Genomic DNA, 23,493 nt, shown 5'->3' with positions numbered 1-23,493 from the left:
CGCGGTCCCGGTCCTGTCCACGCCTCAGGCGGCGTCATCCTTGTCCGCATCCGGATCGATCATCTGTATCTCGCCGCGCTCGATCGCGTCGCGGATCGCGCCAACGATCGCTGTCTGCGAGGCCTCCGCCTCCTTCGGGGCGACCTTGCCGAGATCCGCGGCGCCTTCGCGCATCATGTCGGCCATCCGTTTCGACATGTTCGCGAGCAGGAAGTCCACGGCGGCCTGCGTGCGCGGCGTGGCGCCTGCGATGGCGATGACGAGTTGATCCTGATCGACGGCCTTCACGATGAACGGCACGTCGCGCTCGGCGATCCGCGCGGGCACGTCCTCGAACGTGAAGATCGTGCGGCGGACCTGTTCGGCCAGTTCCGAATCCTCCTCGTCGAGGCCCGCGAGCACGTCTTCCCTCGTCACGGATTGCGAGAAGTTGAGGATCGCGCCCAGCCGTTCCACGGCGGCCGCGGGGAATTCGCGCGGCGGCTCGGCCTGCAGGTCGGCCGCGAGCGCGAGGCCGATGCGTCGCACGGTATCGGGCGAGACGTTCGCGGTCTCCGACACGGCGAGGGAGAGACGCCGCGCGCGCGGGCCGGGCAGCTGACCCAGGAGTTGCGCGGCGGTCATCACCTTGAGCTTCGACAGGATGATCGCGCCCACCTCGGCACTCTCGCGCTCGAGAACCGGCAGCAGGCGTTCGGGTTCGATCAGGGCGATCGTGTCCCATGGATCGTCGCCCCAGATAACGCCCGATTGCATCCGCAGCCGCGCGGCCATCTCCGGCGAGATCGCTCCGTCGAGAAGTTTCAGCACGCCCTCGAGGCCGTCCGGAAAGCTCAGGCCAATCGAATCGAGTTCGGAGGCGAATTCCTCGATCACCTCGCGGAGCGTCGTGCGGTCCACGAAACGCATCTGGCTCATCTGGGTGGTGAGTTCGGCCTGGAGCGGCTCGGGCAATTCGGAGAGCGGCAGCTTGGCGCCTTCGGCCAGAAGCAGGCGCACCACGATGGCCGCCTTCTGGCGACGGGTCAGTTCGTTGGCGGTCGGGAATCCGGCGATGCGACGCGTCTGGCCGGCGGCTTCGACCGGCTCCTGCGACATCGATCTCAGCGCAACATCTGTCGCCATGCCGTTCGTACCCCCAGATTTCCTCATGATCGCGCGCGATCACGGAAACGCTTAACGGGGGCCGGTTAAGCAACCTTTGATCCGCGGCGGAAAATGCCGGATTGTTCCGCCGCGGATCGAGTCTCGTCAGCTCGTCGTCGGAACGCAGGCCTGTGTCGCGGAATCGTAGGTCATGCCGTCTGCGCAGGACATCGAGGCGGTCTGTTTCGACCAGTCGCACTCGGCTAGCGCGAGGCCGGGCGCGAGAACGAGGGCGAAGGCGGTCAGGGCGGTCTTGATCGTCATCGGAACACTCCTTCATGGCTGTCCAATGAACCGAGCGTAGCATGATGGCGGAGAAAAGGAAGCGACGGCCTGTCGCGGTTCAGCGGCGGCGGCGCGGGATGTAGGTCTGCGCCACCTGCTCGCGCGCGAGTTTTTGATATAGGCGGGTCTTCCACTCGTAGTAGCGCTGCGACACGGGGTCGGGCCCGTAGTCCAGCAGCGCTTCGACGAGAGAGAGAAGACGTTCTCTCACGGCTCGCCGAACACCCGCGCGAAGATCGTGTCCACGTGCTTCGTGTGATAGGCGAGGTCGAACTTCTCTTCGATCTCGGCCTCCGAAAGCGCGGCGGTCACTTCCGGATCGGCCAGGAGCTCCGTCTTGAAGTCGCGTCCCTCCTCCCAGACCTTCATCGCGTTGCGCTGCACGAGGCGGTAGGCGTCCTCCCGGCTCACGCCCGCCTGCGTCAGGGCGAGGAGCACGCGCTGCGACATGACGAGGCCGCGGAACTTGTGCAGGTTCTCCTCCATCCGCGCGGGATAGACGACGAGCTTGTCGACGAGACCCGTGAGGCGGGCGAGGGCGAAATCGAGCGTCACCGTCGCATCGGGCCCGATGTTGCGCTCAACCGAGGAGTGGGAGATGTCGCGCTCGTGCCAGAGGGCCACGTTCTCCATCGCGGGGACCACGGCCATCCGCACGAGCCGCGCGAGGCCAGTGAGGTTCTCCGACAGGACCGGGTTGCGCTTGTGCGGCATCGCCGAGGAGCCCTTCTGCCCCTTGGAGAAGAACTCCTCGAGCTCGAGCACCTCGGTGCGCTGGCCATGGCGGATCTCCGTCGCGATGCTCTCGATCGACGACGCAATCACGCCCAGCGTGGCGAAGAAGGCGGCGTGGCGGTCGCGCGGGATCACCTGCGTGGAGATGGGTTCGGGGACGAGGCCCATCCTGTCGCAGACATGCTCCTCCACGGCCGGGTCGATATTGGCGAAGGTCCCCACGGCGCCCGACAGCGCGCCCGTGGCGATCTCCGCCCGCGCGTCGCGCATGCGGCTGAGATTGCGGTCCATCTCCGCGTAGAAGCGCGCGAAGACGAGGCCCATCGTGGTGGGCTCCGCGTGGATGCCGTGCGACCGGCCGATGCGGACCGTGTCCTTGTGCTCGAGGGCGCGACGCTTGAGGACGACGAGCAGCGCCTCGAGATCGGCGATGAGAATGTCGGAGGCACGCACGAGCTGCACGTTGAACGTCGTGTCGAGCACGTCCGACGACGTCATGCCCTGATGGACGAAACGCGCGGCGTCCGCCCCCACGATCTCCGAGAGATGGGTGAGGAAGGCGATCACGTCATGGCGCGTTTCCGCCTCGATGGCGTCGATGCGGTCCACGTCGAATTCCACGTCCTTCGCCTTCCAGACGGCGTCGGCGTTCTCGCGCGGGATCACGCCCAGATCGGCCATCGCGTCACAGGCATGGGCCTCGATCTCGTACCAGATGCGGAACTTCGTCGCGGGCTCCCAGATGGCGGCCATGTCGGGGCGGGAATAGCGGGGGATCATGGCGCGGGCCTTTCGGTTGAGGGACGGGCGCGCGCCTCTTAGACTGCGCCAACCATGCCGACAAGGGAGGCGGTGCTGCCGGACCTCTTCGATTTCACGGGAGAATGGCGGCTCGACCGGCGAATCCTCGATGCGCGCGGGGGCCGAGAGGGGCAGTTCCACGGCCGGGCGACCTTCGCCCCGGTGGAAGGCGGGCTCGACTATTCGGAAGCGGGCCTCCTGCGGTTCTCCGCGGAAGCCGCCTTCGAGGCGCGGCAAGCCTATCGCTGGGAGGAGGCCGGCGCCCGGATCGCCGTTCGTTTTTCGGACGGGCGCGCCTTCCATACGTTCGATCCGGACCTGAGCGCGCCCGAGGCACATCACGATTGCCCGCCCGATCGCTACCACGTGCGCTACGATCTATCGGACTGGCCGCGCTGGACCGCGGAGTGGCGCGTGTCGGGCCCGCGGAAGGAATATACCCTGATCGGCCGGTACGATCGCGACTGATCGCGCTTGCGACGAATGCCGGGCCCGTGTCAAATCCCCCGAAGTCGGTACTTCAAGGATGGACAGAATGGCTCATGCGGCAACGGGACAGGTGCTGGTCGAGGCGATCGGGGGCCGGTCGGAAGCGGGACGACGCGTCCGGCAAGGGGCACTCGTCGTGGCGGGGATCGCGCTGCTGACGCTCATGGCGCAGATCAAGGTGCCGGTGCCGGGCTCGCCTGTGGCGATCAACATGGGGACCTTCGCGGTGCTGTCGATCGGCGCGGCCTACGGTCCGCGGCTCGGCCTCGCCACGATCCTGGGCTACATGCTCGTAGGCGCGCTGGGCTTCGACGTGTTCCAGAGCTCCACCGCGGAGCTGAACGGGATCGCCTACATGACGGGCAGCACCGGAGGCTATCTCGTGGGTTACGTCCTCGCGACGCTGGCGCTCGGTGCGCTGGCGCGGCGCGGCTGGGATCGGAGCGCGGGTTGGATGGCGCTTGCCATGCTGATCGGCAATGCCCTGATCTACCTGCCGGGTCTCGCGTGGCTCGGACAGCTCTACGGCTGGGACGCGCCGATCCTCGCATGGGGCCTCACACCCTTCCTCCTGGGCGACGCGCTGAAGCTCGCTCTCGCGGCGCTGCTCCTGCCCGCCCTCTGGAAACTCGTGGGCGGGGCCCGGAGCTGAACCCCGGAACGCGAACGGGCAGGCGCGATGCCTGCCCGGTCATTTGTGGCTGAACTGCGCGCGACGGCGCGGATGGTGCATCAGGCCCCGTAGACGGAGCGGCGCGCGATGCGGTCGGCGTCGCCGGGATAGATGTCGAGATCGAGCGCGGTATCGAGCGGCAGGGTCCGCAGCGCATGGCGGGTGCGGAGATAGGCGTTGCGCTTGCGGGCGGCCTCGCCGAGGGTCTTCAGGAAGTTCATGGTCTTATCCTCGTCGGTATGAATCTGCGGCACGTCTTGTGCCTTGAGACGAAGATGGATGTGGCGAGGATCGTGAACAACGCGCGCAAACGGCTATGCTGCCATGCAGCAATTGCAGAGCGGGTAAACTGGATGTTACCGCGAACATCCCCCTGAAACTGCTCGGTTTTCCTGCGGACGGTGTGCCGAGTGCCGATTTTCAGGATCAAGCCGCGTGCTGCAGGTGCAACACGCGGCGAGAAAATGTCTCGAGATCAGAGCTTGCCCATCGCCACGGCGGTGTCGACCATGCGGTTCGAGAAGCCCCATTCGTTGTCGTACCAGCTGAGGATCCGGCACATCGTGCCTTCGAGCACCTTCGTCTGGTCCATGTGGAAGATCGAGGAATGGGCGTCGTGGTTGAAGTCCATGCTGACAAGCTTCGCGTCGGTATAGCCGAGGATGCCCTTCATCGGTCCGTCGGCGGCGCTCCGGATGGCCTCGTTGATCTCCTCCGCGCTCGTGTCGCGCGACGCGGTGAAGGTGAGATCGACGACCGAGACGTTCGGCGTCGGCACCCGGATCGCCACGCCGTCGAGCTTGCCTGCAAGCTCCGGCAGGACGAGGCCGACGGCCTTCGCGGCGCCCGTCGAGGTCGGGATCATGTTGAGCGCCGCGGCGCGGGCGCGGTAGAGATCCTTGTGCATCGTGTCGAGCGTCGGCTGGTCGCCCGTGTAGGAGTGGATCGTCGTCATGAACCCGCGCTCGATCCCGATCGCGTCGTTCAGCACCTTTGCCACCGGCGAGAGGCAGTTCGTGGTGCAGGACGCGTTGGAGATGACCTTGTCCTCCGCCGTCAGGCTGCCTTCGTTCACGCCGTAGACGATCGTCTTGTTGGCGTCCGAGCAGGGGGCGGAGACGAGGACGCGGGTCGATCCGTTCTCCAGGTGCATCCCGGCCTTCTCCGCAGAGGTGAAGATGCCGGTGCATTCGAGCGCCACGTCGACGCCCTCCCAGGGCAACTCCTTCGGATCGCGGATGGAGGTCACCTTGATCGGGCCGCGGCCCACGTCGATGCTGTCGTCGCCCGTCGTCACTTTGCCCGGGAAACGGCCGTGGACGCTGTCGTAGCGCAGCAGGTGGGCATTGGTCTCGACGGGGCCGAGATCGTTGATCGCCACGACCTCGATGTCGTCGCGGCCCGCCTCGATGATGGCGCGCAGGACGTTGCGGCCGATCCGGCCGAACCCGTTGATGGCGACCTTGACTGTCATGGTGTGACCTCCGTTTGCATCATTGCCCCGAAAGGAGCCTTTCGGCCTTGCTTGAAGGACAATTCGACCGCCGCGTCAACTGTACGGGCAGGTGCGGAGGTCTTCGGAGCCGATCGCTTGGGGCCTTGGATGGGCGTCGGAATGAGGCCGTGGCGTCAAGGCCGAGCGGCGCGAACGGGACCGCTGCTCCGCATCCTCTCCGCCTCGAGCCCCTCGATCATGGTCTCCGAAACCGACGCGATCGCTTCGCTCCAGGCCGCATTCTCCACCGCCGAGAGACCGCCGGGCATCGTCTCGCGCAGGGCCTCAAGCAGCGTATCGCCCACGAGGCCGAAATGCTCCGCCTCGGCCCCGTAGGCCGCGTGCCGTTCTCCCAGCGCAAGCAGTCGGGGTCGCAGGCCTTCGGGGTGACCGGCTTCCCGCACGATCGCGCAAAGGGTCGAAAAGAACGCTTCCTGCTGCAACGCCATCGATTCGGGAAAGAGACGTCGCAGGGACGGCGCCTGCTCGAAGAGCCGGTCGTAGAAGGTCTGCCCGAGGCGGCGCTTGACCGGAAGAAGGCGGGTAAAGCTCAGCGCGAGTGTTTCTTCGATGGTAATCGGCATGACGACACTCTCCGCATGACACAATACAACCTTTGCTAGAAAAGTTCATAGATGATTAAGAAAGCGGCATTTCGTCGCAAAGACTCTGTCGGCGCTCACCCCCCGCGAAGGACTGGACCCGGCCGCCGGGTCGGGGCAGATTGGACAAAACGATCGAGGGGACATCGATGCATCCGACACCGTGGCATTTCTGGCTGATCGTCACGCTCGCCTTCTTCTGGCACCTCTTCGGCTGCCTCGACTACACCGCGACGCAGATGGATTGGCCGTTTTGGATGCAGAATCTCAGCGCGCGGCAGGAACTATACGTCCAGCGGATGCCCGACTGGATCGACGGGACCTGGGCGGTATCCGTCTGGGCCGGGCTTCTCGGCGCGCTTCTGATGGCGGTCCGTGCGCGCTTTGCGCCGCTCATGCTCTTCATCAGCTTCATTGCGCTGACTGTCCTGGCGATCTGGGCCTATGTTTTCGCCACGCCCGACGTGGAGGACGTCGCCGGTCCCGAAGCCCTCTGGATCCTCGTGGGTGCCGCGGTACTCGGCCTGCTTCTGTGGCTCTACGCCCGCGCGATGAACCGCATCGGCGTCATCGGCTAGGCCCGTCGGCGCGCCAGGCGGCCCAGGCTTCCGGCGTGTCGAGATCGACGGTGGCGCGGCTTCCGGGCAGGGGAACCTTCACATTGTCCTCCCCGGCCACGACCGCTCGCGCGCCGCGATCTCCCTCGAGCCCGCGGAGGGCCGGGACGAGCCGGGCGGGCAGGATCAGCGGCTGGCCCTCCGATCCGTCCCGCGTCGTGGCCCGTGCGACCCGGAGACCTCCATCCGCGCGCCATGCGTCGACGATGCGGCCCATGTCGTCCGACGTGATCTCCGGCATGTCGCCCAGCACGATCATCAGCGCGGTCTCCTCGGGCACTTCCCGCGCCAGCGCCCGGAACGACGCGGCCATGCCGGTCGCCGCATCGGGCACCACGAGCGGCCGCGCCTGTATGCCGCCTAGCGCCGCATGACGCGCTGGAGCGTCGGGGGGCAGGGTGACGATCACGGGAAGGCCGAGCGTGACGGCGCGTTCGGCGAGGAGGCGGAGAAGCGGGCGGCCCTCGACGGGCTCGAGCAGCTTGTCGCCGCCACGCATCCGCGAGGACGCGCCGGCGGCAAGGATCGCTATGACGAGATCGGCCGATGGACTTCCCACGGGCGGCTAGGCCTGGGCCCGCGTACCGTGCGTGCCGCGTTCGCGGTAAGGCGTCGTCTCGTAATGCGACCGGTAGCACTTGGAGAAATGCGACGGTGAGGTGAAGCCGCAGGCGAGCGCGACGTTGATGACACTCATGTCCGTCTGCATCAGGAGATTGCGCGCTTTCTGCAGCCGCATTTCCATGTAGTAGCGCTTGGGCGAACGGGCGAGGTAGCGGCGGAACAGCCGCTCGAGCTGGCGCGTCGACATGCCGACGTCGCGGGCGAGTGCCGCGGGGCTGATCGGCTCCTCGATGTTGGCTTCCATCATGTGGATCACCTGCCCGAGCTTCGGATGGCGCACGCCGATCCGCGTGGGAACGCTGAGGCGCTGCGTGTCCTGGTCAGTGCGGATCGAGTTGTAGATCAGTTGGTCGGCAACGGCATTGGCGAGATCCTCGCCGTGATCGTCGGCGATGAGCTTCAGCATCAGGTCGATCGAGGAGGTGCCGCCCGCCGTCGTCAGCCGGTTGCCGTCGATCGTGAAGACGGATTTCGTCAGCGTGACCTCGTCGAACTCCTCCGCGAAGCTGTCGTGGTTCTCCCAGTGGATCGTGGCGCGACGGCCGTCGAGCAGTCCCGCCCGCGCGAGCGTGTAGCCCGCGGTGCAGAGCCCGCCCACCACGGGCCCGCGCCGCGCTTCCCGTCGCAGCCAGTTCAGGACGCGCCGGGAGGTCGAGGCGGCGATGTCGGTCCCGCCGCAGACGAGGATCGTCGAATCGTGCGCCACTTCCGGCAGAATGCCGTCGATCGCGAAGGCGGTTCCGGCCGAGCAGCAGACCGCCTCCCCCGTCTCGCTCACGAGCGTCCAGTCGTAGAGCGGACGGCCGACAAGCCGGTTGGCGATGCGCAGGCTCTCGAGGGCGCAGGCGAAGGAGAGGAGCGTGAAATTGTTGAGGAGCACGAAGACGAATCGGCGGGGTTTGCCCGGTTCCGACAGGAGCGTGATCTCGTCGTCCTCGGGGCCCATCTGTCTCTCTTGCTCGTGCCGCGGCCGACAGAACCAGCTTTGCGGGGCCTTATCAAGCCCGCGAAGACGACCGCCCGGGATATTGACGGTTCCCAAGATGCGCTCTGCTGCCTATACCCTCACTCCGCCGGAACAGGGAGCAGGACGATGGGTGATTGGCATAAAACGGACTGGCGCGCCAAGCCGCGGGTGCAGATGCCCGAGTATACCGATACGGACGCGCTGAACGCGGTCGAACGCAAGCTCGCGGGCTATCCACCGCTCGTCTTCGCGGGCGAAGCGCGGCGGCTTCGGGCCGAGCTCGCCGCCGTCAGCCGGGGCGAGGCGTTCCTGCTTCAGGGCGGCGATTGCGCGGAAAGTTTCGCCTCTTTCTCCGGCGACACGATCCGCGACACGTTCCGCGTGCTCCTGCAGATGGCGATGGTGCTGACCTACGGTGCGAAGGTGCCGACGGTGAAGGTCGGACGCATTGCGGGTCAGTTCGCCAAGCCGCGGAGCGCCCCCACCGAAACGCAGGGCGACACGGAGCTTCCGAGCTATCGCGGGGACATCATCAACGGGTTTGCCTTCACGCCGGAGGCCCGGATCCCCGATCCGCAGCGGATGCTCGATGCCTACACGCAAGCGGCCGGTACGCTGAACCTGCTGCGCGCATTCTCGACCGGCGGTTACGCGGACGTGCATCGCGTGCATTCCTGGACGCTCGGCTTCACCGACGACGACGAGGCCGGGAAGTACCGCGACATCGCCAGCCGCATCCAGGATTCGCTCGACTTCATGACCGCGGCGGGGATCACGTCGGACAGCAACGCGGAGCTTTCGACGGTCGACTTCTACACCAGCCACGAGGCGCTTCTCCTCGAATACGAGGAGGCGCTGACGCGCGTCGATTCGACCACCGGCCAGACGATCGCGGGGTCGGGCCATTTCCTCTGGATCGGGGACAGGACGCGGCAGCCCGACGGAGCGCATGTCGCCTTCTGCCGCGGCGTGTCGAATCCGATCGGCCTGAAATGCGGACCGACGTTGACCACCGACGATCTGAAGCGCCTGATCGAAGCCCTCAATCCCGCGAACGAGGCCGGAAGGCTGACGCTCATTGCGCGGTTCGGCGCCGGCAAAGTCGCCGATCACCTCCCGAAGCTCATTCGCGCGGTCGAGGAGGAGGGTGCCAAGGTCGTCTGGACCTGCGATCCCATGCACGGCAACACGATCAAGTCGGCTTCGGGCTACAAGACCCGTCCCTTCGACTCGGTGCTGAAGGAAGTTCAGGAGTTCTTCGCCATCCATAAGGCGGAGGGCACGATTCCCGGCGGCGTGCATTTCGAGATGACGGGTCTCGACGTCACCGAATGCACCGGTGGCGTGCGGGCCGTGACCGATGGCGACCTCTCGAGCCGGTATCACACCGCCTGCGATCCGCGGCTCAACGCGAGCCAGGCACTCGAGCTTGCCTTCCTCGTCGCGGAGGAGCTGCGCAGCCACGGCAAGGCACACGCCCGCGCCGCGGTCGTCTGATCCCGGTTCCGCTCCGGATGCGTGAGCTGCGTCCGGAGGTCCGCGACCGGGTCATACGACGAGATACGTCCTTCTAGTTCTGCGCCCCGGCGCCGCGCATTCGGTGCGCGGCGTCGACTTCAGTTCGAGGTCACGAGCCGCAGGGCCGGGCGATCGCCTGCCTTCCGATGCTGCGAAGCGCGCATCGCGTCGGCACCACTGAAGACGCCCGGCGCACCGCCGATGGGCTGACGCTCGGGATCGGCATAGCCGATCAGCGTCCGGCGTTCCTCGTTCGCGATATCGAAGCGGGGTGCCGAGGATTCCCGGCCGCTCCCGGTCGCTTGGAAACAACCGATCGCGCGCGTCACCTCGCCGTCCGGACCGCGGAGCGGCAGGAGGGTGAGATGGGCGGTGATCCGGGTGAAGAATCCGGTGCGGGGCCCCATGAGCTCCAGCGTGATCTCCGCAGGCTCATCGAAGAGCGCCTGAAGCGCATCTTCGAGCCGGGCGCGGGCGGCAGCAGTGAAGATCGTGGAGACGGGCATTCCGCGAAGATCGAAGCCGTGGGTCTGGGCGAGATGCTGGCCCGCGACGCGGAACTGCGCCTGACGCGGTGCGATCCGTTCGATGAGGAAGACCTTGTCGAGGATGTCGCTCAGTCCGCGCGGATCGACGTCGTGACGATCGGGCATGATGCGGCCGTTGCAGAGCGCTTCCCAATACGTGCGCAGCGCGTTCTGGCACTCCGTCGCGGGGTCCGTGCGGAACTTCGCGATCGATACCACTTTCGGCGTTCCAATCTTGCTCTCGTCTTCCATCGTCGGCCCCTTTGGCTTTCGACCGCGTATCGGTCTTCGTTGTCCCACACTCTGGCGGGTGATACGCGGCTCACGTTCCGTCGCCCCCGAATGAGGTCATACTATGCCCGCTGCCCAAAATCTGTCGCATTTTATCTGAAGGGTTAACGCGTATGATCGTCTCCATGACCGGCTACGCCGCAGCCGGACGATCCGAAGGCCCCTGGTCGTGGTCCTGGGAGGTCCGCGGGGTCAACGGTCGCGACCTTTCGGTGCGGGTCCGGACACCGGATTGGGTGGAGGGGCTGGAACGGGAAATAATCGCGTCCGTAGAAAGGGTTGCGTCCCGCGGTTCGATCAATGTCGGATTGCGTTTGAAGCGCGAGAATGAAGCGGGGCACGAGGCTGCAGACATAGACCGGCTCACGGAGATCCTCGACCGGGTGCGGGCGGTCGAAGAGCTCGCGACCACCCGCGGAATCGTTACCGCGCCTTGCCGCGCCACCGACATAATTGCCCTCGCACAGAGGAGTGGCGAGGCCGAGGCCATGCCGCCTCGATTGCGTGACGCGCTCCTCGTGCATCTGCGTGACACGGTTCTGCCCGATTTCGTCGCCATGCGCGCCGCGGAGGGCCGACTGCTCGGCCGAGTGCTTACGGACCATCTCGACGAGATCGAGCGGCTTCTCGATGGAGCGGCCGAGCGGGTCGCCGCGCGTCGCGATGTGGCGGCGGAAACGTTGCGCGGACAAGTAACGCGCATGCTCGATCTGGTGGAGGTCGATGCAGACCGCCTTGCTCAGGAAGTGGCGATCCTTGCGACGCGCTCGGATGTGACCGAGGAGCTGAACCGTCTCGCCGCCCATGTCGCGGCCGCCCGCGCCCTTCTCGAAGGGAAGGCGCCGGCCGGGCGGAAACTCGTCTTCCTGCTGCAGGAATTCAACCGGGAGGCCAACACGCTTTGCGCCAAGTCCCAGGACACGGAGCTCACGCGGAGCGGGCTTGACCTGAAGGCGGCGATCGAACAGATGCGCGAGCAAGTCCAGAACGTGGAATGACGCCCGTGCCCGATCCCGCTCACCGCCGCGGTCTCCTCATCATCCTGAGCTCGCCCTCCGGCGCGGGGAAGACGACGCTGGCGCGGCGCCTGATGGCCTGGGATCCCACGCTGCGCTTCTCCGTCTCCGCGACCACCCGCCCGCCGCGTCCGGGAGAGGTCGAGGGGCGCGAATACTACTTCCGGGACCGCGAAGGTTTCATGGCCATGGTGGAACGCGGGCAGATGCTCGAGCACGCGGAAGTGTTCCAGCATCTCTACGGCTCTCCCGCTGCGCCGGTCGAAGCCGCGATCGGGGCGGGGCGCGACGTGCTCTTCGACGTCGATTGGCAGGGCGGTCAGCAGATCCGCGCCTCCGCACTGGGAAAGCACACGCTCTCGATCTTCATCCTGCCGCCATCGATGCGGGAACTCGAACGGCGTTTGCGACAGCGCGGGCAGGACAGTGCGGAGGTCATCGCCGCGCGGATGAAGAAGAGCCGGGACGAGATAAGCCATTGGCCGGAATACGATTACGTGCTCATCAACGACGATCTGGAGCGGACGGAGGATCGCCTCAGGACGATCGTGAGCGCCGAGCGTCTCCGCATCTCGCAGCAGCCGCATCTCGTCGAGGCCGTCCGGGCACTCAACAGCGAATTCGAGGAGCGTGCCTGACTTGGCGCGCCATGAGCATGGAGACATGATGCCGACCACCCCAGTCCGCCGCACGGCATGGCCCGCGAGTTCGAGCCGCCCCGTGGGCACCCCGCTTCAGCCCTCGGTCGTCTATGCGGCCGAGAGCCCAGACCGGCTCGACGATCTCTACGAGGGACGCGACCGCGGCTATTCCTACGCGCGCGAGGCGCATCCGAACGCGGAGGTGCTGGCGACCAAGATCGACGCGCTAGAGGGTGCGTCGGGCGGGTTCGTCGTGGGCTCCGGCATGGCCGCCGTGACGGCCGCGCTCATGGGGCTCCTCGAGGATGGCGACCATCTCATCGGGGCCGACCAGCTCTACGGGCGTTCGCTTCGGATGCTGGGAACGGAGTTGCCGCGGCTGGGGATCGCGACGAGCCTCGCCGATCCGACCGACGTGGCGGCGATGGAGGCCGCGATCCGGCCCGAAACGAAGATGATCCTGATCGAGGTCGTGTCGAACCCGACGCTCCGGGTCGCCGATCTCGACGGCATCGCGGCGCTTTGCAAGCGGCACGGGATCCTGCTCGCCGTCGACAACACCTTCACGACGCCGCGCGCGATCCGTCCGTTCGAGCACGGCGCGGATATCGTGATCCATTCGGTGACCAAGCTTCTCGCGGGCCATTCGGACGCGACGCTCGGCTATGTTGTCGCGCGCGATCCGGAACTCAACGCGCGGATGCTGGGCTTCGCCGTCACGCTCGGGCTCACGGCCAGCCCGTTCGATTGCTGGCTCGCGGAGCGCGGCGTCTACTCGTTCGAACTGCGCTACGACCGGGCAGAGGAGAATGCGCGCGCGCTCGCCGATCATCTCCACGGACTGCCGGGGATGGAGCGCGTGGTCTATCCGGGCCGGACCGACCATCCCGACCACAACCGTATCGACGCGCTTCTGGGCACGCGGACCGGCAACATGGTCACGTTCGAGATCGCGGGTGGCCGGGAGGCCGCGAACCGGCTCGTCCGTGCCGCGCAGAACATCGCCTTCGCACCCACGCTCGGCGATATCGGCACGACGCTCAGCCATCCCGCGACCTCGTCGCACCGTGCACTGACACCCGAAGGCCGGGCCGCGCTGGGCCTGTCGGAAGGCTCGTTCCGCGTCTCGGTTGGGGTGGAGCCCGCCGAGCTTCTCTGCGCCGAATTCGAGGCCGCGGTCCGGGCTGCCGCCGGAGGCTGAGGGCCGTGCCCGATACCGTCCGGGCCGAGATCCTCGACGCGCTGCCGTTCCCGGCTCTCCTCATCGGGCGGGACGAGCGAATCGAGGCCGCGAATGGCGGGGCCGCACGGCTCCTCGGCCCGAACCTCGCCGGGCGGCACTACGTCACCGGTCTCCGCCAGCCGGCGATCCTCGATGCGATCGAGGCGGTCCGGCGGGACGGAAAGGCGCGCGGCGTCGCCTATCTCGACCGGGAGGGTAGCCGCGACACGACCTGGCGCGCGCATGTCGCCCCGAGCGGGCAGAGCCTGCTCGTGAGTTTCGAGGATCGGACCGCGGCGGAGGAGGCGGGGCAGATGCGCCGCGACTTCGTGGCCAATCTAAGCCACGAGCTGCGCACGCCGCTGACGGCCTTCCTCGGTTTTATCGAGACGCTCCGCGGCGCCGCGCGCGACGATGCCGCGGCGCGCGACAGGTTCCTTGAGACGATGGAGCGCGAGGCGCAGCGGATGAACAGGCTCGTGAGCGATCTCCTGTCGCTCAGCCGGGTCGAGGCGCAGGCCCGTATCCGGCCGACGGAGCCGATCGATCTCGGAGGGCTCGTCACCTCCGTCATCGGCATGCTGACGCCGGTCGCCGACGAGGCGGGCGCGGTCATCCTCTTCACGCCGCCCGAGAATGTGCGGTCCGTTCCCGGCGATGCGGATCAGCTTCGGCAGGTCTTCGGCAATCTGATCGAGAACGCGATCAAGTATGGTGGCGAGACGATCACCGTGACGATGACCCCGCATGACGATCTCCCGGAATTCCGCGGCCCCGGCATGCAGATCGACGTCAGCGACGACGGGCCGGGCATCGACGAGCTGCATCTGCCGCGCCTCACCGAGCGGTTCTACCGCGTGGACACGCATCGCTCTCGCGCCGTCGGCGGGACCGGTCTCGGGCTGGCGATCGTCAAGCACATCATCAATCGTCATCGCGGACGGTTGCGCATGGCCTCCGCGCCCGGCCGCGGAAGCTGTTTCAGCATCCTGTTGCCGATGTCGCCTCCTTGAGACGGGGTAATCGCGACAAAACGTTAATCGTCATGAAACTGTTACAAAGCCGTTACAAAAGCGACTCCGAAGGCGCCTAGGGAAGCGCTCGAGATCACGGTTGAGGTGATCGACCGCCAAAGGAGTATCCATGTTCCAGTCCAGAATCCTCTCGTCGTCGCTTGCGATCCTGGCGGCCTCGACGGTCGCCGTCTCGGCGCAGAGCCGCGACCAGGTTCAGATCGCCGGATCCTCGACGGTTCTGCCCTATGCAAACATCGTCGCGGAATATTTCGGCGAAAGCTACGATTTCCCGACCCCCGTCGTCCAATCGGGCGGCTCCTCCGCCGGGCTCAAGCTTTTCTGCGAGGGCGTGGGTGAGAACACGATCGATATCGCGAATGCGAGCCGCCAGATCCGCGAGGAAGAGATCGAGGCCTGTGCCGCCAACGGCGTGAACGACATCATCGAGGTGCGCATCGGCTATGACGGCATCGTCTTCGCAAGCCGCCAGGACGGCCCCGACTTCACCGCCTTCGAGCCCGCCCAGTGGTACAATGCCATGGCCGCCGAACTGCCCCAGGACGGCGAAATGGTATCGAACCCCAACCAGACATGGGCTGAGATCGACGACACTCTGCCCGACGTGGGCATCATGGCCTTCATCCCCGGCACCAAGCACGGCACCCGCGAGGTGTTCGAGGAAAAGGTGATCCTCCAGGGCTGCGAGGATTCGGGCGCCATGGAGCAGATCATGGAGATCAACGGGGGCGACGAGGACGCCGCCGAGGATGCCTGCATGGCGGTCCGCACCGACGGTCTCGCGGTCGATATCGACGGCGATTACACCGAGACGCTCGCGCGGATCGAATCGAACCCCGACGGTGTCGGCGTGTTCGGGTTGTCCTTCTACGAGAACAACATGAACGCGCTGAAGGTCGCCACGATGGGCGGCGTCGAGCCGTCGACCGAGACCATCGCGAGCGGCGAGTATCCCGTCTCCCGGCCGCTCTACTTCTACGTCAAGAAGGCGCATATCGGCGTGATTCCGGGCCTCAAGGAATATGCCGAGTTCTTCGTGAACGACCAGGTCGCCGGTCCCGGCGGTCCGCTCTCCGATTACGGTCTCGTTCCTGATCCGGAACTAGCCGAGACGCAGCAGAAACTCTCTTCCGAAGAGATCATGTGAACGCCTGATCGCGGCGGCCCCAATCCGGGTCGCCGCGATCGCATCGCCTTGCCGCTGCGGCGGCCCGCGAAAGGACATCTCCGATGCCGGTCTTCTGGCTCATCGTGATCATCGGCCTGCTCGCCGCCGGGGGCTACGTCTCCGGCCGGGCGCGGGCGCTCGCCTCCGCGGATGGCGACCGTCGCAGGCTGCACTCCCTGCCGAATTTCTACGGGCTGAACGTCGGGCTCTCCGCCCTCGTCCCGGCCCTCCTGCTCCTGATCCTCTGGACGCTCCTGCAGCCCATGGTGATCGACCAGCGGATCACGTCGATCATCCCCGACGACGCCATTCCCGAGACGAGCACCCGCGGTCTCGTGATGAGCGACGTGCGCCGCGTCGCGGGCGGGCTCGAGGGTCTCGTGAATCTCGGGGTGATCAGCGAAGAGGAGATGAGCGAGCTTTCCGCCTCCGACAACGACATCCGTCAGAGCCTAGCCGAGATCGGCGTGGCGCTCGGCGCCGATGTGCGCCCCGAAGTTCTCGAGGCCGCGCAGAGCTACCGGGAATGGTCGAACCGCGGCACGATGGCGATGACCGTCTGCGTCTTGCTCGTCGCCGCCGCGGGATTCGTGCTGGCCTATCTCAGGACGGATCGCAATTTGCGGGCGCGCAATATCGTGGAGCGGGGCATCCTCGTTCTCCTCGTGGCCGCGGCGAGCATCGCGATCCTCACGACGCTCGGCATCGTGCTGTCGATGCTCTTCGAATCGATCAACTTCTTCCGCCAATACCCCGCCGTGCAGTTCTTCTTCGGGACCAACTGGTCGCCGAACTTCCGCGGCAATTCCGATCTCGGGATCCTGCCGCTCCTTTGGGGCACGCTCTACATCTCGTTCATCGCACTTCTCGTCGCGGTGCCGATCGGGCTCATGTCCGCGATCTATCTCTCCGAATATGCCGGGCGCCGGATGCGGGCGGTGGCCAAGCCGATGATCGAGGTGCTCGCCGGCATTCCCACGATCGTCTACGGCCTCTTCGCCCTTTTGACAGTGGGGCCGCTCCTGCGCGACTACTTCGCCCAGCCGCTGGGGCTCGGCAATTCGAGCTCTTCGGTTATGACCGCGGGCCTCGTCATGGGGGTGATGCTGATCCCCTTCGTCAGTTCGCTGTCCGACGACATCATCAACGCGGTGCCGCAAAGCATGCGCGACGGCTCCCTCGGGCTCGGCGCCACGAAATCTGAGACGATCCGCCAGGTCATCGTGCCCGCGGCGCTTCCGGGCATCGTCGGCGCCGTGCTGCTCGCGGCCTCGCGCGCGATCGGGGAGACGATGATCGTGGTCCTCGGCGCAGGCGCCGCCGCCCGGCTCGACCTCAATCCGTTCGAGGCGATGACGACCGTGACCGTGAAGATCGTGAGCCAGCTCACCGGCGACACGAACTTCGCCAGCCCGGAGACGCTGGTGGCCTTCGCGCTCGGCCTGACCCTCTTCGTCATCACCCTCGCGCTCAATGTCCTCGCGCTCTACATCGTGCGCCGCTACCGGGAACAATACGAATGACCGATGCAGCCCATTCCGGATCGCCGCCGCGCAGCTCGATCCTGACGCCCGACGCCCGGACGCGGAAGCGCAACGCGGCGGAGGCACGGTTCAAGTATTACGGCCTCACGGCCGTCTGCCTGGGCCTCCTCGCGCTGGTCGTCCTCCTCGTCTCCATCGCCATCAACGGCGCGGGCGCGTTCCGGCAGACCTACATCACGCTCGACGTTCCTCTGAGCGCCGAAGTGCTCGACCCGGAAGGCAATCGCAATCCGGCCGACATCGCCCGTGTCATCAGCTTCGGATACGACGCGCTGATCGAGGACGCGATGGAGGCGAAGATGGCCGAGGCGGGTATCTCGATCGACGGGCTCGACGCGGGCGACGCCGCCGACATCGTCTCCTCCGAGGCCTCCGCGCAGGTTCGCTACTTCGTCCTCGCCAATCCCGAGGAGGTCGGCACGGTCAGGGAGTTCGACCTCCTGGCCAACGGGCGGATCGACGCGTTCTTCAAGGGCCGCGTTACGATGGCGAGCGCGGAGCGCGACAGCAACGTCTCGCCCGAGCAACTTCGCCTCGCGGAGGCGCTCAAGGAGGACGGCGCGCTCGTTCAGCGCTTCAACTGGAACTTCATCACCAATCCCGACGCGTCGGATCAACGCCCTGAGGCCGCCGGGCTCGGCGTGGCCATCCTCGGCTCGGCCTACATGATGCTGATCGTGCTCGTCCTCGCGCTGCCGATCGGGGTCGCGGCCAGCATCTATCTCGAGGAATTTGCGCCGAAGAACCGCTTCACCGACATCATCGAGGTGAACATCTCGAACCTCGCGGCCGTGCCGTCGATCGTGTTCGGCATCCTCGGCCTCGCGATCTTCATCAACTGGGCGGGGCTGCCGCAATCCGCACCGATCGTCGGCGGGCTCGTTCTGACGCTGATGACGCTGCCCACGATCATCATCTCCACGCGGGCCTCGCTCAAGTCGGTGCCCCCCTCGATCCGTGCGGCGGCACTGGGCGTAGGGGCCTCGAAGATGCAATCGGTGTTCCACCACGTCCTGCCCCTCGCGGCGCCGGGCATCCTAACCGGCACGATCATCGGCCTCGCGCAGGCCCTGGGCGAGACCGCGCCGCTCCTCCTGATCGGCATGGTGGCCTTCGTGCGGGAATTCCCCGATGCGCCGCCCGACGGGTTCTTCGATCCCGCCTCCGCCCTGCCGGTGCAGATCTACAACTGGACGCAACGTGCCGACCCGGCCTTCGTGGAGCGCGCGAGCGGCGCGATCATCGTGCTGCTCGTCTTCCTGGCCATCATGAACACGCTGGCGATCGTCCTGCGCCGCCGGTTCGAACGCCGCTGGTAGGAGTGATACCATGAACGACATGCGATTGATCGAGAGAGACAGCACGATGAAAGACACCAAGATCTCGGCCCGGGGGGTGCAGGTCTGGTACGGCGACACGCATGCCATCAAGGATGTCAGCGTGGAGATCGCCGACAAGACGGTGACGGCCTTCATCGGTCCGTCGGGATGCGGCAAGTCCACCTTCCTGCGCTGCCTCAACCGCATGAACGACACGATCGACGTGGCCCGCGTGGAAGGCGATATCCGCATCGACGGGGAGGACATCTACGACCGCAAGGTCGATCCGGTGCAGCTTCGCGCCAAGGTCGGCATGGTGTTCCAGAAGCCGAACCCGTTTCCGAAGTCTATCTACGACAACGTGGCCTACGGGCCGAAGATCCACGGTCTCGCAAAGGACCGGGCCGATCTCGACGGGATCGTCGAGCGTGCGCTGCGCCGCGCCGCGCTCTGGGAGGAGGTGAAGGACCGCCTCTCCGCTGCGGGGACGGGGCTTTCGGGCGGCCAGCAGCAGCGCCTCTGCATCGCGCGTGCCGTCGCGACCGAGCCCGAGGTTCTCCTGATGGACGAGCCCTGCTCGGCTCTCGACCCGATCGCCACGGGACAGGTCGAGGAGTTGATCGACGAGCTGAAGGAGAACTACTCCGTCGTGATCGTCACCCATTCGATGCAGCAGGCCGCCCGCGTCAGCCAGAAGACCGCCTTCTTCCATCTCGGCGATCTGGTCGAATACGGAGAGACGGGACAGATCTTCACCAATCCCCAGGACCGCCGGACCGAGAGCTACATCACCGGCCGGATCGGCTAGGAACGGAACCCATGAACCAGACACACATCTCCTCCGCCTTCGACCGCGATCTCGAGGCGATCCAGGCGCTCGTGATGAAGATGGGCGGGCAGGTCGAGGCCGCGATCCTCGACGCCGCGACGTCGCTCGCCACGCGCGACGAGGAACTTGCACTGCGCGTCCGCGAGGCGGACAAGCAGATCGACATGCTCGAGGACAGGGTAAACGAGGAAGCCGCCCGTCTCGTCGCGCTCCGCGCGCCCATCGCATCGGACATGCGGACCGTGCTCAGCGTCATCAAGATCAGCGCGAACCTCGAGCGGATCGGCGATTACGCCAAGAACCTCGCCAAGCGCACGGGCGTTCTGCTCGATCTTCCGCCCGTGGAGGGGGCGCCGCAATCGATCAAGCGGATGGCGCGCGAGGTGGAACGGATGCTGCACGACGCGCTCGACGCCTATATCCAGCGCGATGCGGCGGCCGCTCTCGACGTGCGCAACCGCGACGCCGATATCGATCAGATGTACAATGCCCTCTTCCGCGAGTTCCTGACCTTCATGATGGAGGATCCGCGCAACATCACGGCGTGCATGCATCTCCATTTCATCGCCAAGAACATCGAGCGGATGGGCGATCACGTCACCTCGATCGCTGACCAGGTGATCTATTCGGTGACGGGTGAACTGCCCGAACAGGCGCGCCCGAAGAGCGACATCACATCCGTCGCGCGGGTGGATACCTGATCCCATGTCGCATCAACCGACCGTCCTCATCGTCGAGGATGAGGCCTCGCAGCGCGAGATCCTCGCCTACAACCTCGAAGCGGGCGGCTTCACCGTCGCTCAGGCCGCGAGCGGCGACGAGGCGATGACCGTGTTCGACGAGGCGCAGCCCGATCTCGTCGTGCTCGACTGGATGCTGCCCGGCATTTCCGGGATCGAGATCTGTCGCCAGCTCAAGCGTCGCGGGGACACGCGGTCCGTTCCGGTGATCATGCTTTCTGCCCGTAGCGAGGAAACGGATCGCGTCCGCGGCCTCGAGACCGGCGCGGACGATTACGTCTCGAAGCCCTATTCGGTGGCGGAACTCGTCGCGCGTGTCCGGGCGATGCTGCGCCGGACCCGTCCCGCGGCCGTGGGACAGGCCTTGAGCTTCGAGGACATCACCCTCGATCCCGAGACCTACCGCGTCACGCGCGGCGGCAAGCCCGTGAAGCTCGGACCCACGGAGTTCCGCCTCCTGTCGACCCTCATCGAGAAACCCGGACGGGTCTGGAGCCGCGAGCATCTTCTCGACAGGGTCTGGGGCCGCGAGATCTATGTCGACAGCCGCACCGTCGACGTTCATGTCGGACGGCTCAGAAAATCTCTCGGGATCCACGGGGACGCCGACCTCATCCGCACGGTGCGCGGAACCGGCTACGCGCTCGGCTAGAAGACCCCTTAAGTAGAGGTGACGTCAGGCCGTATGCCGACTGCGATCGGGCGGATGCCGTCGGTCAAACAGCGACTTTTTTCGCGGCTCTGGGGTCCGTGAGGTGCGATCAGCGCCATTCCGCACCCGCCCTGGGTCACGGGGATCTCCGACGAGATTTCGGAATCATGCCAATGCTAAGTCGAGATCGAGGTGGAGACCGGCTGAGCCGTCAGTTTCCGCGCTTCAGGGCGTCTTTCAGGCCCGCGAAGGGCTTCAATTCCTCGTCGCGGATCGGCTCCGCCCCTGGGGGGGCCGTATCGAGATCGGCGGGCGGTGCGCCGTCCGCGCGGGGAAAAGGGGGAACGGCGAGCGCGAGCGCCTCGGTCGCGAGCGCCGCGAGATCGAGGCTCGCGGGCAGGGGCTCCTCATCGACATCCTCCGGGATTTCCTGTTCCAGCGGCAGATCGTGCGGCACGCTGCCCGCGACGTAACGGCGACGGACAGTCTCGTCGATCCGCGTGGTGACCGGCTCAAGCGTGGCGACACAGGATTGCACGATCGTCGCACCGAGTTCGGCGTCGAGTTCCCAGCCCGACTGGCCCTGGGGCCGCAGGAGTCCCGTGAAGCGCAGCTTGCGGATCGAGATGACATCGAGAAGCTCCGCGAGGGCGGCGAGGTCGATCTCCGCCGGACCGAGCGCGAACTCGATCGCGTCCCGTCGGGGGCCGGACCCAAGGCGGAGCCGCGTCCGGTGCTGTGCGTCGGTCATGGCGGTTCCATTCTTGTGTCGTGGCCGCGGTTTGCGTAAGTCCCGGATACGAGTGCGAGCAGCATGAGACAAGGGGCGCGAAGGTCATGGCAGCAGCGATGCGCGGCGTGGGCGCGATCCTCCTCGTCCTTACACTCACTGCCTGTGCGGCAGTCTACCGAAATCACGGGTACGTGCCGTCCGACCAGTCGATGGCGACGCTGCAGGTCGGCCGCGATACGCGCGAAGAGGTCGCCCAGGCGGTGGGGCGTCCCACCTCGACGGGCATTCTCGACACCGGCGGCTGGTACTACGTAGAGAGCCGCTTCCGGCACAGAGGCTATGCTGCGCCGGAAGAGATCGACCGGGAGGTCGTGGCCATTTCCTTCACCGACGGGGGGGTGCTGCGCAACATCGAGCGATTCGGTCTCGAGGACGGACGCGTCGTCCGCCTGTCGCGGCGTACGACCGATGGCGGGACGCAGGAAATCGGGTTCCTGCGTCAGCTCTTCGGCAATGTCGGCAATCTCAACGCTGCCGATTTCGTCGATTGACGCCTGCCCGTCACTCCGCCTTCGGCGCGAAGTCGAGCGCCACGCCATTGATGCAGTACCGCAGGCCGGTGGGCTCCGGACCGTCGGGGAAAACGTGACCGAGATGCGCCTCGCAGCGCGCGCAATGCACCTCCGTGCGCTTCATGAAGAACTTGCGGTCCTCGGAGATACCGACGTTCTCGTCCTCGGCAGGTTGCCAGAACGACGGCCAGCCGGTGCCGCTGTCGAACTTGTGCTCCTGGTCGAAGACCGGCAATCCGCAGCAGACGCAGTTGTAGGTACCCGGATCCTTCGGGAAATCCTCGTGCGTGCCCGCACGCTCGGTGCCGTGCTTGCGCGTTACCTTGTAGGCCAGGTCGTCCAGTTCGGCGCGCCATTCCGCGTCGGTCTTGGTGATCTTTTCCATCTCGTTTCTTCCCTTTTGATGCGGAGCCCCTCGAGGCGGCCCCGCGCTGTCTTCCGTGCAGAGACGTAGGACAGGAATGGCGATCCTCCAAGGGCATGGGGATGCGCGGGAACTTCTGTTCCATGCACCGTTCCGGGCATCTCTCCTCCGTGGAGATGCGGATCTCGCGCAGGCTTTCGCCCTGCGCCGGGCAGCGTTTCGCGCCGATCGCGGTGGTCCGGACCGGTTCGACGCGGTCTCCCGGCACCTCATCATCGAAGACCCGGCGAGCGGCGTTCCGCTGGGAACCTGCAGGCTGCGTCCGATCGCGGATGGCAGCACCCTGCAGGAGACGTATTGCGCCGAATATTACGATCTCGATCCGCTCCTCGGCAGGCGGGGCGCCGTGATCGAGGTCGGGCGCCTCTGCGTCGCGCCGTCGGGCGCGGCGGCCGACATCCTGCGCGTGGTCTGGGCCGCGCTCGCGCGGATCGTGGAACGCGAACGGGCGGGGCTTCTCATTGGCTGCGCCTCCTTTGCTGGAACCGATCCGGACCGTCATCGTGCGGCCTTCGACCTGCTGGGACGGCACCACCTCGGACCGGACGAAATCCGTCCGCAAGGCTCTGCCCGGTCGATCCGGTTCGCGACCGATGCGCCCGTCGCGGCACGGCAAGGTCTCGCCGCGCTGCCGCCGCTTCTACGCAGTTACCTTGCGATGGGCGGTTGGGTCGGTGGCCACGCGGTGATCGACGACGCGATGGACACGATCCATGTCTTCACGGCGCTCGACGTCGCCGCGATCCCGAAGACCCGACGTCGCGCCTTGCTGAGCCTTGCCGACATGATGGCACGCGTTGACGCGGCGGCCCCGCACGCCTAGGTCGGC

The 23,493-nt window shown here is 66.4% G+C and carries 28 protein-coding genes; 16 read left to right on the top strand and 12 right to left on the bottom strand.

Annotated elements, in window-relative coordinates:
* Positions 1–24 precede the first annotated feature (24 nt).
* From LX81_RS06405 to purB, 4 genes are all read right to left on the bottom strand, one after another.
* Positions 25–1,125, bottom strand: a complete 1,101-nt coding sequence (locus tag LX81_RS06405) for a flagellar motor switch protein FliG (protein WP_234822511.1) — start codon at positions 1,123–1,125, stop codon at positions 25–27.
* 126 nt (positions 1,126–1,251) lie between these two features.
* Positions 1,252–1,410: a hypothetical protein gene (locus LX81_RS22120; protein WP_170133861.1), complete on the bottom strand. Its 159-nt coding sequence runs from the start codon at positions 1,408–1,410 to the stop codon at positions 1,252–1,254.
* A 79-nt stretch (positions 1,411–1,489) separates the two neighbouring features.
* Positions 1,490–1,642 (bottom strand): hypothetical protein, encoded by a 153-nt coding sequence (locus tag LX81_RS22115; RefSeq protein ID WP_170133860.1) that lies wholly within the window; start codon positions 1,640–1,642, stop codon positions 1,490–1,492.
* A complete protein-coding gene (gene purB, locus LX81_RS06400; protein WP_111536476.1) occupies positions 1,639–2,946 on the bottom strand; it encodes an adenylosuccinate lyase in 1,308 nt (435 codons plus the stop codon). The genes LX81_RS22115 and purB overlap by 4 nt, the downstream gene beginning before the upstream one ends.
* Before the next feature lie 54 nt (positions 2,947–3,000).
* Here purB and LX81_RS06395 point away from each other — a divergent pair, with 54 nt between their 5' ends.
* Together LX81_RS06395 and LX81_RS06390 are read left to right on the top strand one after the other, a co-directional pair.
* On the top strand, positions 3,001–3,435 hold the full coding sequence (locus tag LX81_RS06395) for a DUF6314 family protein (RefSeq protein WP_234822510.1): 435 nt from the start codon (positions 3,001–3,003) through the stop codon (positions 3,433–3,435).
* A gap of 67 nt (positions 3,436–3,502) precedes the next feature.
* Complete coding sequence (locus LX81_RS06390) at positions 3,503–4,108, top strand: biotin transporter BioY (RefSeq protein ID WP_111536475.1); 606 nt, start codon at positions 3,503–3,505, stop codon at positions 4,106–4,108.
* An 80-nt stretch (positions 4,109–4,188) separates the two neighbouring features.
* Here LX81_RS06390 and LX81_RS22110 read toward each other — a convergent pair whose 3' ends face one another.
* The 3 genes from LX81_RS22110 to LX81_RS06380 all read right to left on the bottom strand — a co-directional run bounded on the left by LX81_RS22110 (position 4,189) and on the right by LX81_RS06380 (position 6,208).
* Positions 4,189–4,350: a hypothetical protein gene (locus tag LX81_RS22110; protein ID WP_170133859.1), complete on the bottom strand. Its 162-nt coding sequence runs from the start codon at positions 4,348–4,350 to the stop codon at positions 4,189–4,191.
* 254 nt (positions 4,351–4,604) lie between these two features.
* Positions 4,605–5,603 (bottom strand): type I glyceraldehyde-3-phosphate dehydrogenase, encoded by a 999-nt coding sequence (gene gap, locus LX81_RS06385; RefSeq protein ID WP_111536474.1) that lies wholly within the window; start codon positions 5,601–5,603, stop codon positions 4,605–4,607.
* A gap of 155 nt (positions 5,604–5,758) precedes the next feature.
* Positions 5,759–6,208 carry a globin domain-containing protein gene (locus LX81_RS06380; RefSeq protein ID WP_111536473.1) on the bottom strand — a complete coding sequence of 150 codons (450 nt, stop codon included), beginning with the start codon at positions 6,206–6,208 and terminating at the stop codon, positions 5,759–5,761.
* A gap of 167 nt (positions 6,209–6,375) precedes the next feature.
* Between LX81_RS06380 and LX81_RS06375 the strand changes: the two genes are divergently transcribed.
* A complete protein-coding gene (locus tag LX81_RS06375) occupies positions 6,376–6,804 on the top strand; it encodes a hypothetical protein (RefSeq protein ID WP_146259398.1) in 429 nt (142 codons plus the stop codon).
* Here LX81_RS06375 and LX81_RS06370 read toward each other — a convergent pair.
* A complete protein-coding gene (locus tag LX81_RS06370) occupies positions 6,794–7,402 on the bottom strand; it encodes a nucleotidyltransferase family protein (RefSeq protein ID WP_272939473.1) in 609 nt (202 codons plus the stop codon). The genes LX81_RS06375 and LX81_RS06370 overlap by 11 nt on opposite strands.
* A 6-nt stretch (positions 7,403–7,408) precedes the next feature.
* Entirely contained in the window at positions 7,409–8,413 is a 1,005-nt protein-coding gene (locus LX81_RS06365) for a GlxA family transcriptional regulator (protein WP_111536471.1), read from the bottom strand.
* Positions 8,414–8,560: 147 nt separating this feature from the next.
* Between LX81_RS06365 and LX81_RS06360 the strand changes: the two genes are divergently transcribed.
* Positions 8,561–9,931: a class II 3-deoxy-7-phosphoheptulonate synthase gene (locus LX81_RS06360; protein ID WP_111536470.1), complete on the top strand. Its 1,371-nt coding sequence runs from the start codon at positions 8,561–8,563 to the stop codon at positions 9,929–9,931.
* Positions 9,932–10,050: 119 nt separating this feature from the next.
* Here LX81_RS06360 and LX81_RS06355 read toward each other — a convergent pair whose 3' ends face one another.
* Positions 10,051–10,731, bottom strand: coding sequence for a PAS domain-containing protein (locus tag LX81_RS06355; protein WP_111536469.1), 681 nt, complete (start codon positions 10,729–10,731; stop codon positions 10,051–10,053).
* A gap of 164 nt (positions 10,732–10,895) precedes the next feature.
* Between LX81_RS06355 and LX81_RS06350 the strand changes: the two genes are divergently transcribed.
* The 10 genes from LX81_RS06350 (at position 10,896) to phoB (ending at position 20,935) form a co-directional block, all read left to right on the top strand.
* Positions 10,896–11,768 (top strand): YicC/YloC family endoribonuclease, encoded by an 873-nt coding sequence (locus tag LX81_RS06350; protein ID WP_111536703.1) that lies wholly within the window; start codon positions 10,896–10,898, stop codon positions 11,766–11,768.
* The gene (gene gmk / locus LX81_RS06345; RefSeq protein ID WP_111536468.1) at positions 11,765–12,424 is read left to right on the top strand and encodes a guanylate kinase; all 660 of its coding nucleotides are present in this window, start codon (positions 11,765–11,767) and stop codon (positions 12,422–12,424) included. Before LX81_RS06350 ends, gmk begins: the two co-directional genes overlap by 4 nt.
* A gap of 28 nt (positions 12,425–12,452) precedes the next feature.
* Complete coding sequence (locus LX81_RS06340; RefSeq protein WP_111536702.1) at positions 12,453–13,628, top strand: trans-sulfuration enzyme family protein; 1,176 nt, start codon at positions 12,453–12,455, stop codon at positions 13,626–13,628.
* Between the two features lie 5 nt (positions 13,629–13,633).
* Positions 13,634–14,662 (top strand): sensor histidine kinase, encoded by a 1,029-nt coding sequence (locus LX81_RS06335; protein ID WP_111536467.1) that lies wholly within the window; start codon positions 13,634–13,636, stop codon positions 14,660–14,662.
* 130 nt (positions 14,663–14,792) lie between these two features.
* On the top strand, positions 14,793–15,830 hold the full coding sequence (locus LX81_RS06330; protein ID WP_111536466.1) for a PstS family phosphate ABC transporter substrate-binding protein: 1,038 nt from the start codon (positions 14,793–14,795) through the stop codon (positions 15,828–15,830).
* 83 nt (positions 15,831–15,913) lie between these two features.
* Positions 15,914–17,374, top strand: coding sequence for a phosphate ABC transporter permease subunit PstC (gene pstC / locus LX81_RS06325; RefSeq protein ID WP_111536465.1), 1,461 nt, complete (start codon positions 15,914–15,916; stop codon positions 17,372–17,374).
* Entirely contained in the window at positions 17,371–18,714 is a 1,344-nt protein-coding gene (gene pstA, locus LX81_RS06320; protein WP_111536464.1) for a phosphate ABC transporter permease PstA, read from the top strand. The genes pstC and pstA overlap by 4 nt, the downstream gene beginning before the upstream one ends.
* 10 nt (positions 18,715–18,724) lie before the next feature.
* Complete coding sequence (gene pstB, locus LX81_RS06315; protein WP_111536463.1) at positions 18,725–19,522, top strand: phosphate ABC transporter ATP-binding protein PstB; 798 nt, start codon at positions 18,725–18,727, stop codon at positions 19,520–19,522.
* 11 nt (positions 19,523–19,533) lie between these two features.
* Positions 19,534–20,244 (top strand): phosphate signaling complex protein PhoU, encoded by a 711-nt coding sequence (phoU, locus tag LX81_RS06310; protein WP_111536462.1) that lies wholly within the window; start codon positions 19,534–19,536, stop codon positions 20,242–20,244.
* A gap of 4 nt (positions 20,245–20,248) precedes the next feature.
* Positions 20,249–20,935: a phosphate regulon transcriptional regulator PhoB gene (gene phoB / locus LX81_RS06305; protein ID WP_111536461.1), complete on the top strand. Its 687-nt coding sequence runs from the start codon at positions 20,249–20,251 to the stop codon at positions 20,933–20,935.
* A 211-nt stretch (positions 20,936–21,146) separates the two neighbouring features.
* On the opposite strand, the gene LX81_RS06300 is transcribed toward phoB, so the two are convergent.
* Positions 21,147–21,686, bottom strand: a complete 540-nt coding sequence (locus tag LX81_RS06300; protein ID WP_111536460.1) for a YceD family protein — start codon at positions 21,684–21,686, stop codon at positions 21,147–21,149.
* Positions 21,687–21,772: 86 nt separating this feature from the next.
* On the opposite strand from LX81_RS06300, the gene LX81_RS06295 reads away from it, so the two are divergent.
* Positions 21,773–22,219: an outer membrane protein assembly factor BamE gene (locus tag LX81_RS06295; protein WP_234822509.1), complete on the top strand. Its 447-nt coding sequence runs from the start codon at positions 21,773–21,775 to the stop codon at positions 22,217–22,219.
* Positions 22,220–22,229: 10 nt separating this feature from the next.
* On the opposite strand, the gene msrB is transcribed toward LX81_RS06295, so the two are convergent.
* Positions 22,230–22,625, bottom strand: coding sequence for a peptide-methionine (R)-S-oxide reductase MsrB (msrB, locus tag LX81_RS06290; RefSeq protein WP_111536458.1), 396 nt, complete (start codon positions 22,623–22,625; stop codon positions 22,230–22,232).
* A gap of 76 nt (positions 22,626–22,701) precedes the next feature.
* Here msrB and LX81_RS06285 point away from each other — a divergent pair, with 76 nt between their 5' ends.
* Positions 22,702–23,487: a GNAT family N-acetyltransferase gene (locus LX81_RS06285; RefSeq protein ID WP_111536457.1), complete on the top strand. Its 786-nt coding sequence runs from the start codon at positions 22,702–22,704 to the stop codon at positions 23,485–23,487.
* Positions 23,488–23,493 lie beyond the last annotated feature (6 nt).

Origin of the sequence: Palleronia aestuarii (genome assembly GCF_003253995.1) — a bacterium.
GTDB lineage: Bacteria > Pseudomonadota > Alphaproteobacteria > Rhodobacterales > Rhodobacteraceae > Palleronia > Palleronia aestuarii.
This window is presented reverse-complemented; position numbering and strand designations above follow the sequence as displayed.

Coding starts and splice junctions, on each gene's coding strand:
- LX81_RS06395 (WP_234822510.1), top strand. CDS start 3,001: ATGCCGACAAGGGAGGCGGTGCTGCCGGACCTCTTCGATTTCACGGGA.
- LX81_RS06355 (WP_111536469.1), bottom strand. CDS start 10,731: ATGGAAGACGAGAGCAAGATTGGAACGCCGAAAGTGGTATCGATCGCG.
- LX81_RS22120 (WP_170133861.1), bottom strand. CDS start 1,410: ATGACGATCAAGACCGCCCTGACCGCCTTCGCCCTCGTTCTCGCGCCC.
- phoU (WP_111536462.1), top strand. CDS start 19,534: ATGAACCAGACACACATCTCCTCCGCCTTCGACCGCGATCTCGAGGCG.
- LX81_RS06295 (WP_234822509.1), top strand. CDS start 21,773: ATGGCAGCAGCGATGCGCGGCGTGGGCGCGATCCTCCTCGTCCTTACA.
- pstB (WP_111536463.1), top strand. CDS start 18,725: ATGAACGACATGCGATTGATCGAGAGAGACAGCACGATGAAAGACACC.
- gap (WP_111536474.1), bottom strand. CDS start 5,603: ATGACAGTCAAGGTCGCCATCAACGGGTTCGGCCGGATCGGCCGCAAC.
- LX81_RS06360 (WP_111536470.1), top strand. CDS start 8,561: ATGGGTGATTGGCATAAAACGGACTGGCGCGCCAAGCCGCGGGTGCAG.
- LX81_RS06380 (WP_111536473.1), bottom strand. CDS start 6,208: ATGCCGATTACCATCGAAGAAACACTCGCGCTGAGCTTTACCCGCCTT.
- pstA (WP_111536464.1), top strand. CDS start 17,371: ATGACCGATGCAGCCCATTCCGGATCGCCGCCGCGCAGCTCGATCCTG.
- LX81_RS22110 (WP_170133859.1), bottom strand. CDS start 4,350: ATGAACTTCCTGAAGACCCTCGGCGAGGCCGCCCGCAAGCGCAACGCC.
- LX81_RS06330 (WP_111536466.1), top strand. CDS start 14,793: ATGTTCCAGTCCAGAATCCTCTCGTCGTCGCTTGCGATCCTGGCGGCC.
- LX81_RS06350 (WP_111536703.1), top strand. CDS start 10,896: ATGACCGGCTACGCCGCAGCCGGACGATCCGAAGGCCCCTGGTCGTGG.
- pstC (WP_111536465.1), top strand. CDS start 15,914: ATGCCGGTCTTCTGGCTCATCGTGATCATCGGCCTGCTCGCCGCCGGG.
- LX81_RS06365 (WP_111536471.1), bottom strand. CDS start 8,413: ATGGGCCCCGAGGACGACGAGATCACGCTCCTGTCGGAACCGGGCAAA.
- gmk (WP_111536468.1), top strand. CDS start 11,765: ATGACGCCCGTGCCCGATCCCGCTCACCGCCGCGGTCTCCTCATCATC.
- phoB (WP_111536461.1), top strand. CDS start 20,249: ATGTCGCATCAACCGACCGTCCTCATCGTCGAGGATGAGGCCTCGCAG.
- LX81_RS06375 (WP_146259398.1), top strand. CDS start 6,376: ATGCATCCGACACCGTGGCATTTCTGGCTGATCGTCACGCTCGCCTTC.
- LX81_RS06285 (WP_111536457.1), top strand. CDS start 22,702: ATGGCGATCCTCCAAGGGCATGGGGATGCGCGGGAACTTCTGTTCCAT.
- LX81_RS06300 (WP_111536460.1), bottom strand. CDS start 21,686: ATGACCGACGCACAGCACCGGACGCGGCTCCGCCTTGGGTCCGGCCCC.
- LX81_RS06405 (WP_234822511.1), bottom strand. CDS start 1,125: ATGGCGACAGATGTTGCGCTGAGATCGATGTCGCAGGAGCCGGTCGAA.
- msrB (WP_111536458.1), bottom strand. CDS start 22,625: ATGGAAAAGATCACCAAGACCGACGCGGAATGGCGCGCCGAACTGGAC.
- LX81_RS06340 (WP_111536702.1), top strand. CDS start 12,453: ATGCCGACCACCCCAGTCCGCCGCACGGCATGGCCCGCGAGTTCGAGC.
- purB (WP_111536476.1), bottom strand. CDS start 2,946: ATGATCCCCCGCTATTCCCGCCCCGACATGGCCGCCATCTGGGAGCCC.
- LX81_RS06390 (WP_111536475.1), top strand. CDS start 3,503: ATGGCTCATGCGGCAACGGGACAGGTGCTGGTCGAGGCGATCGGGGGC.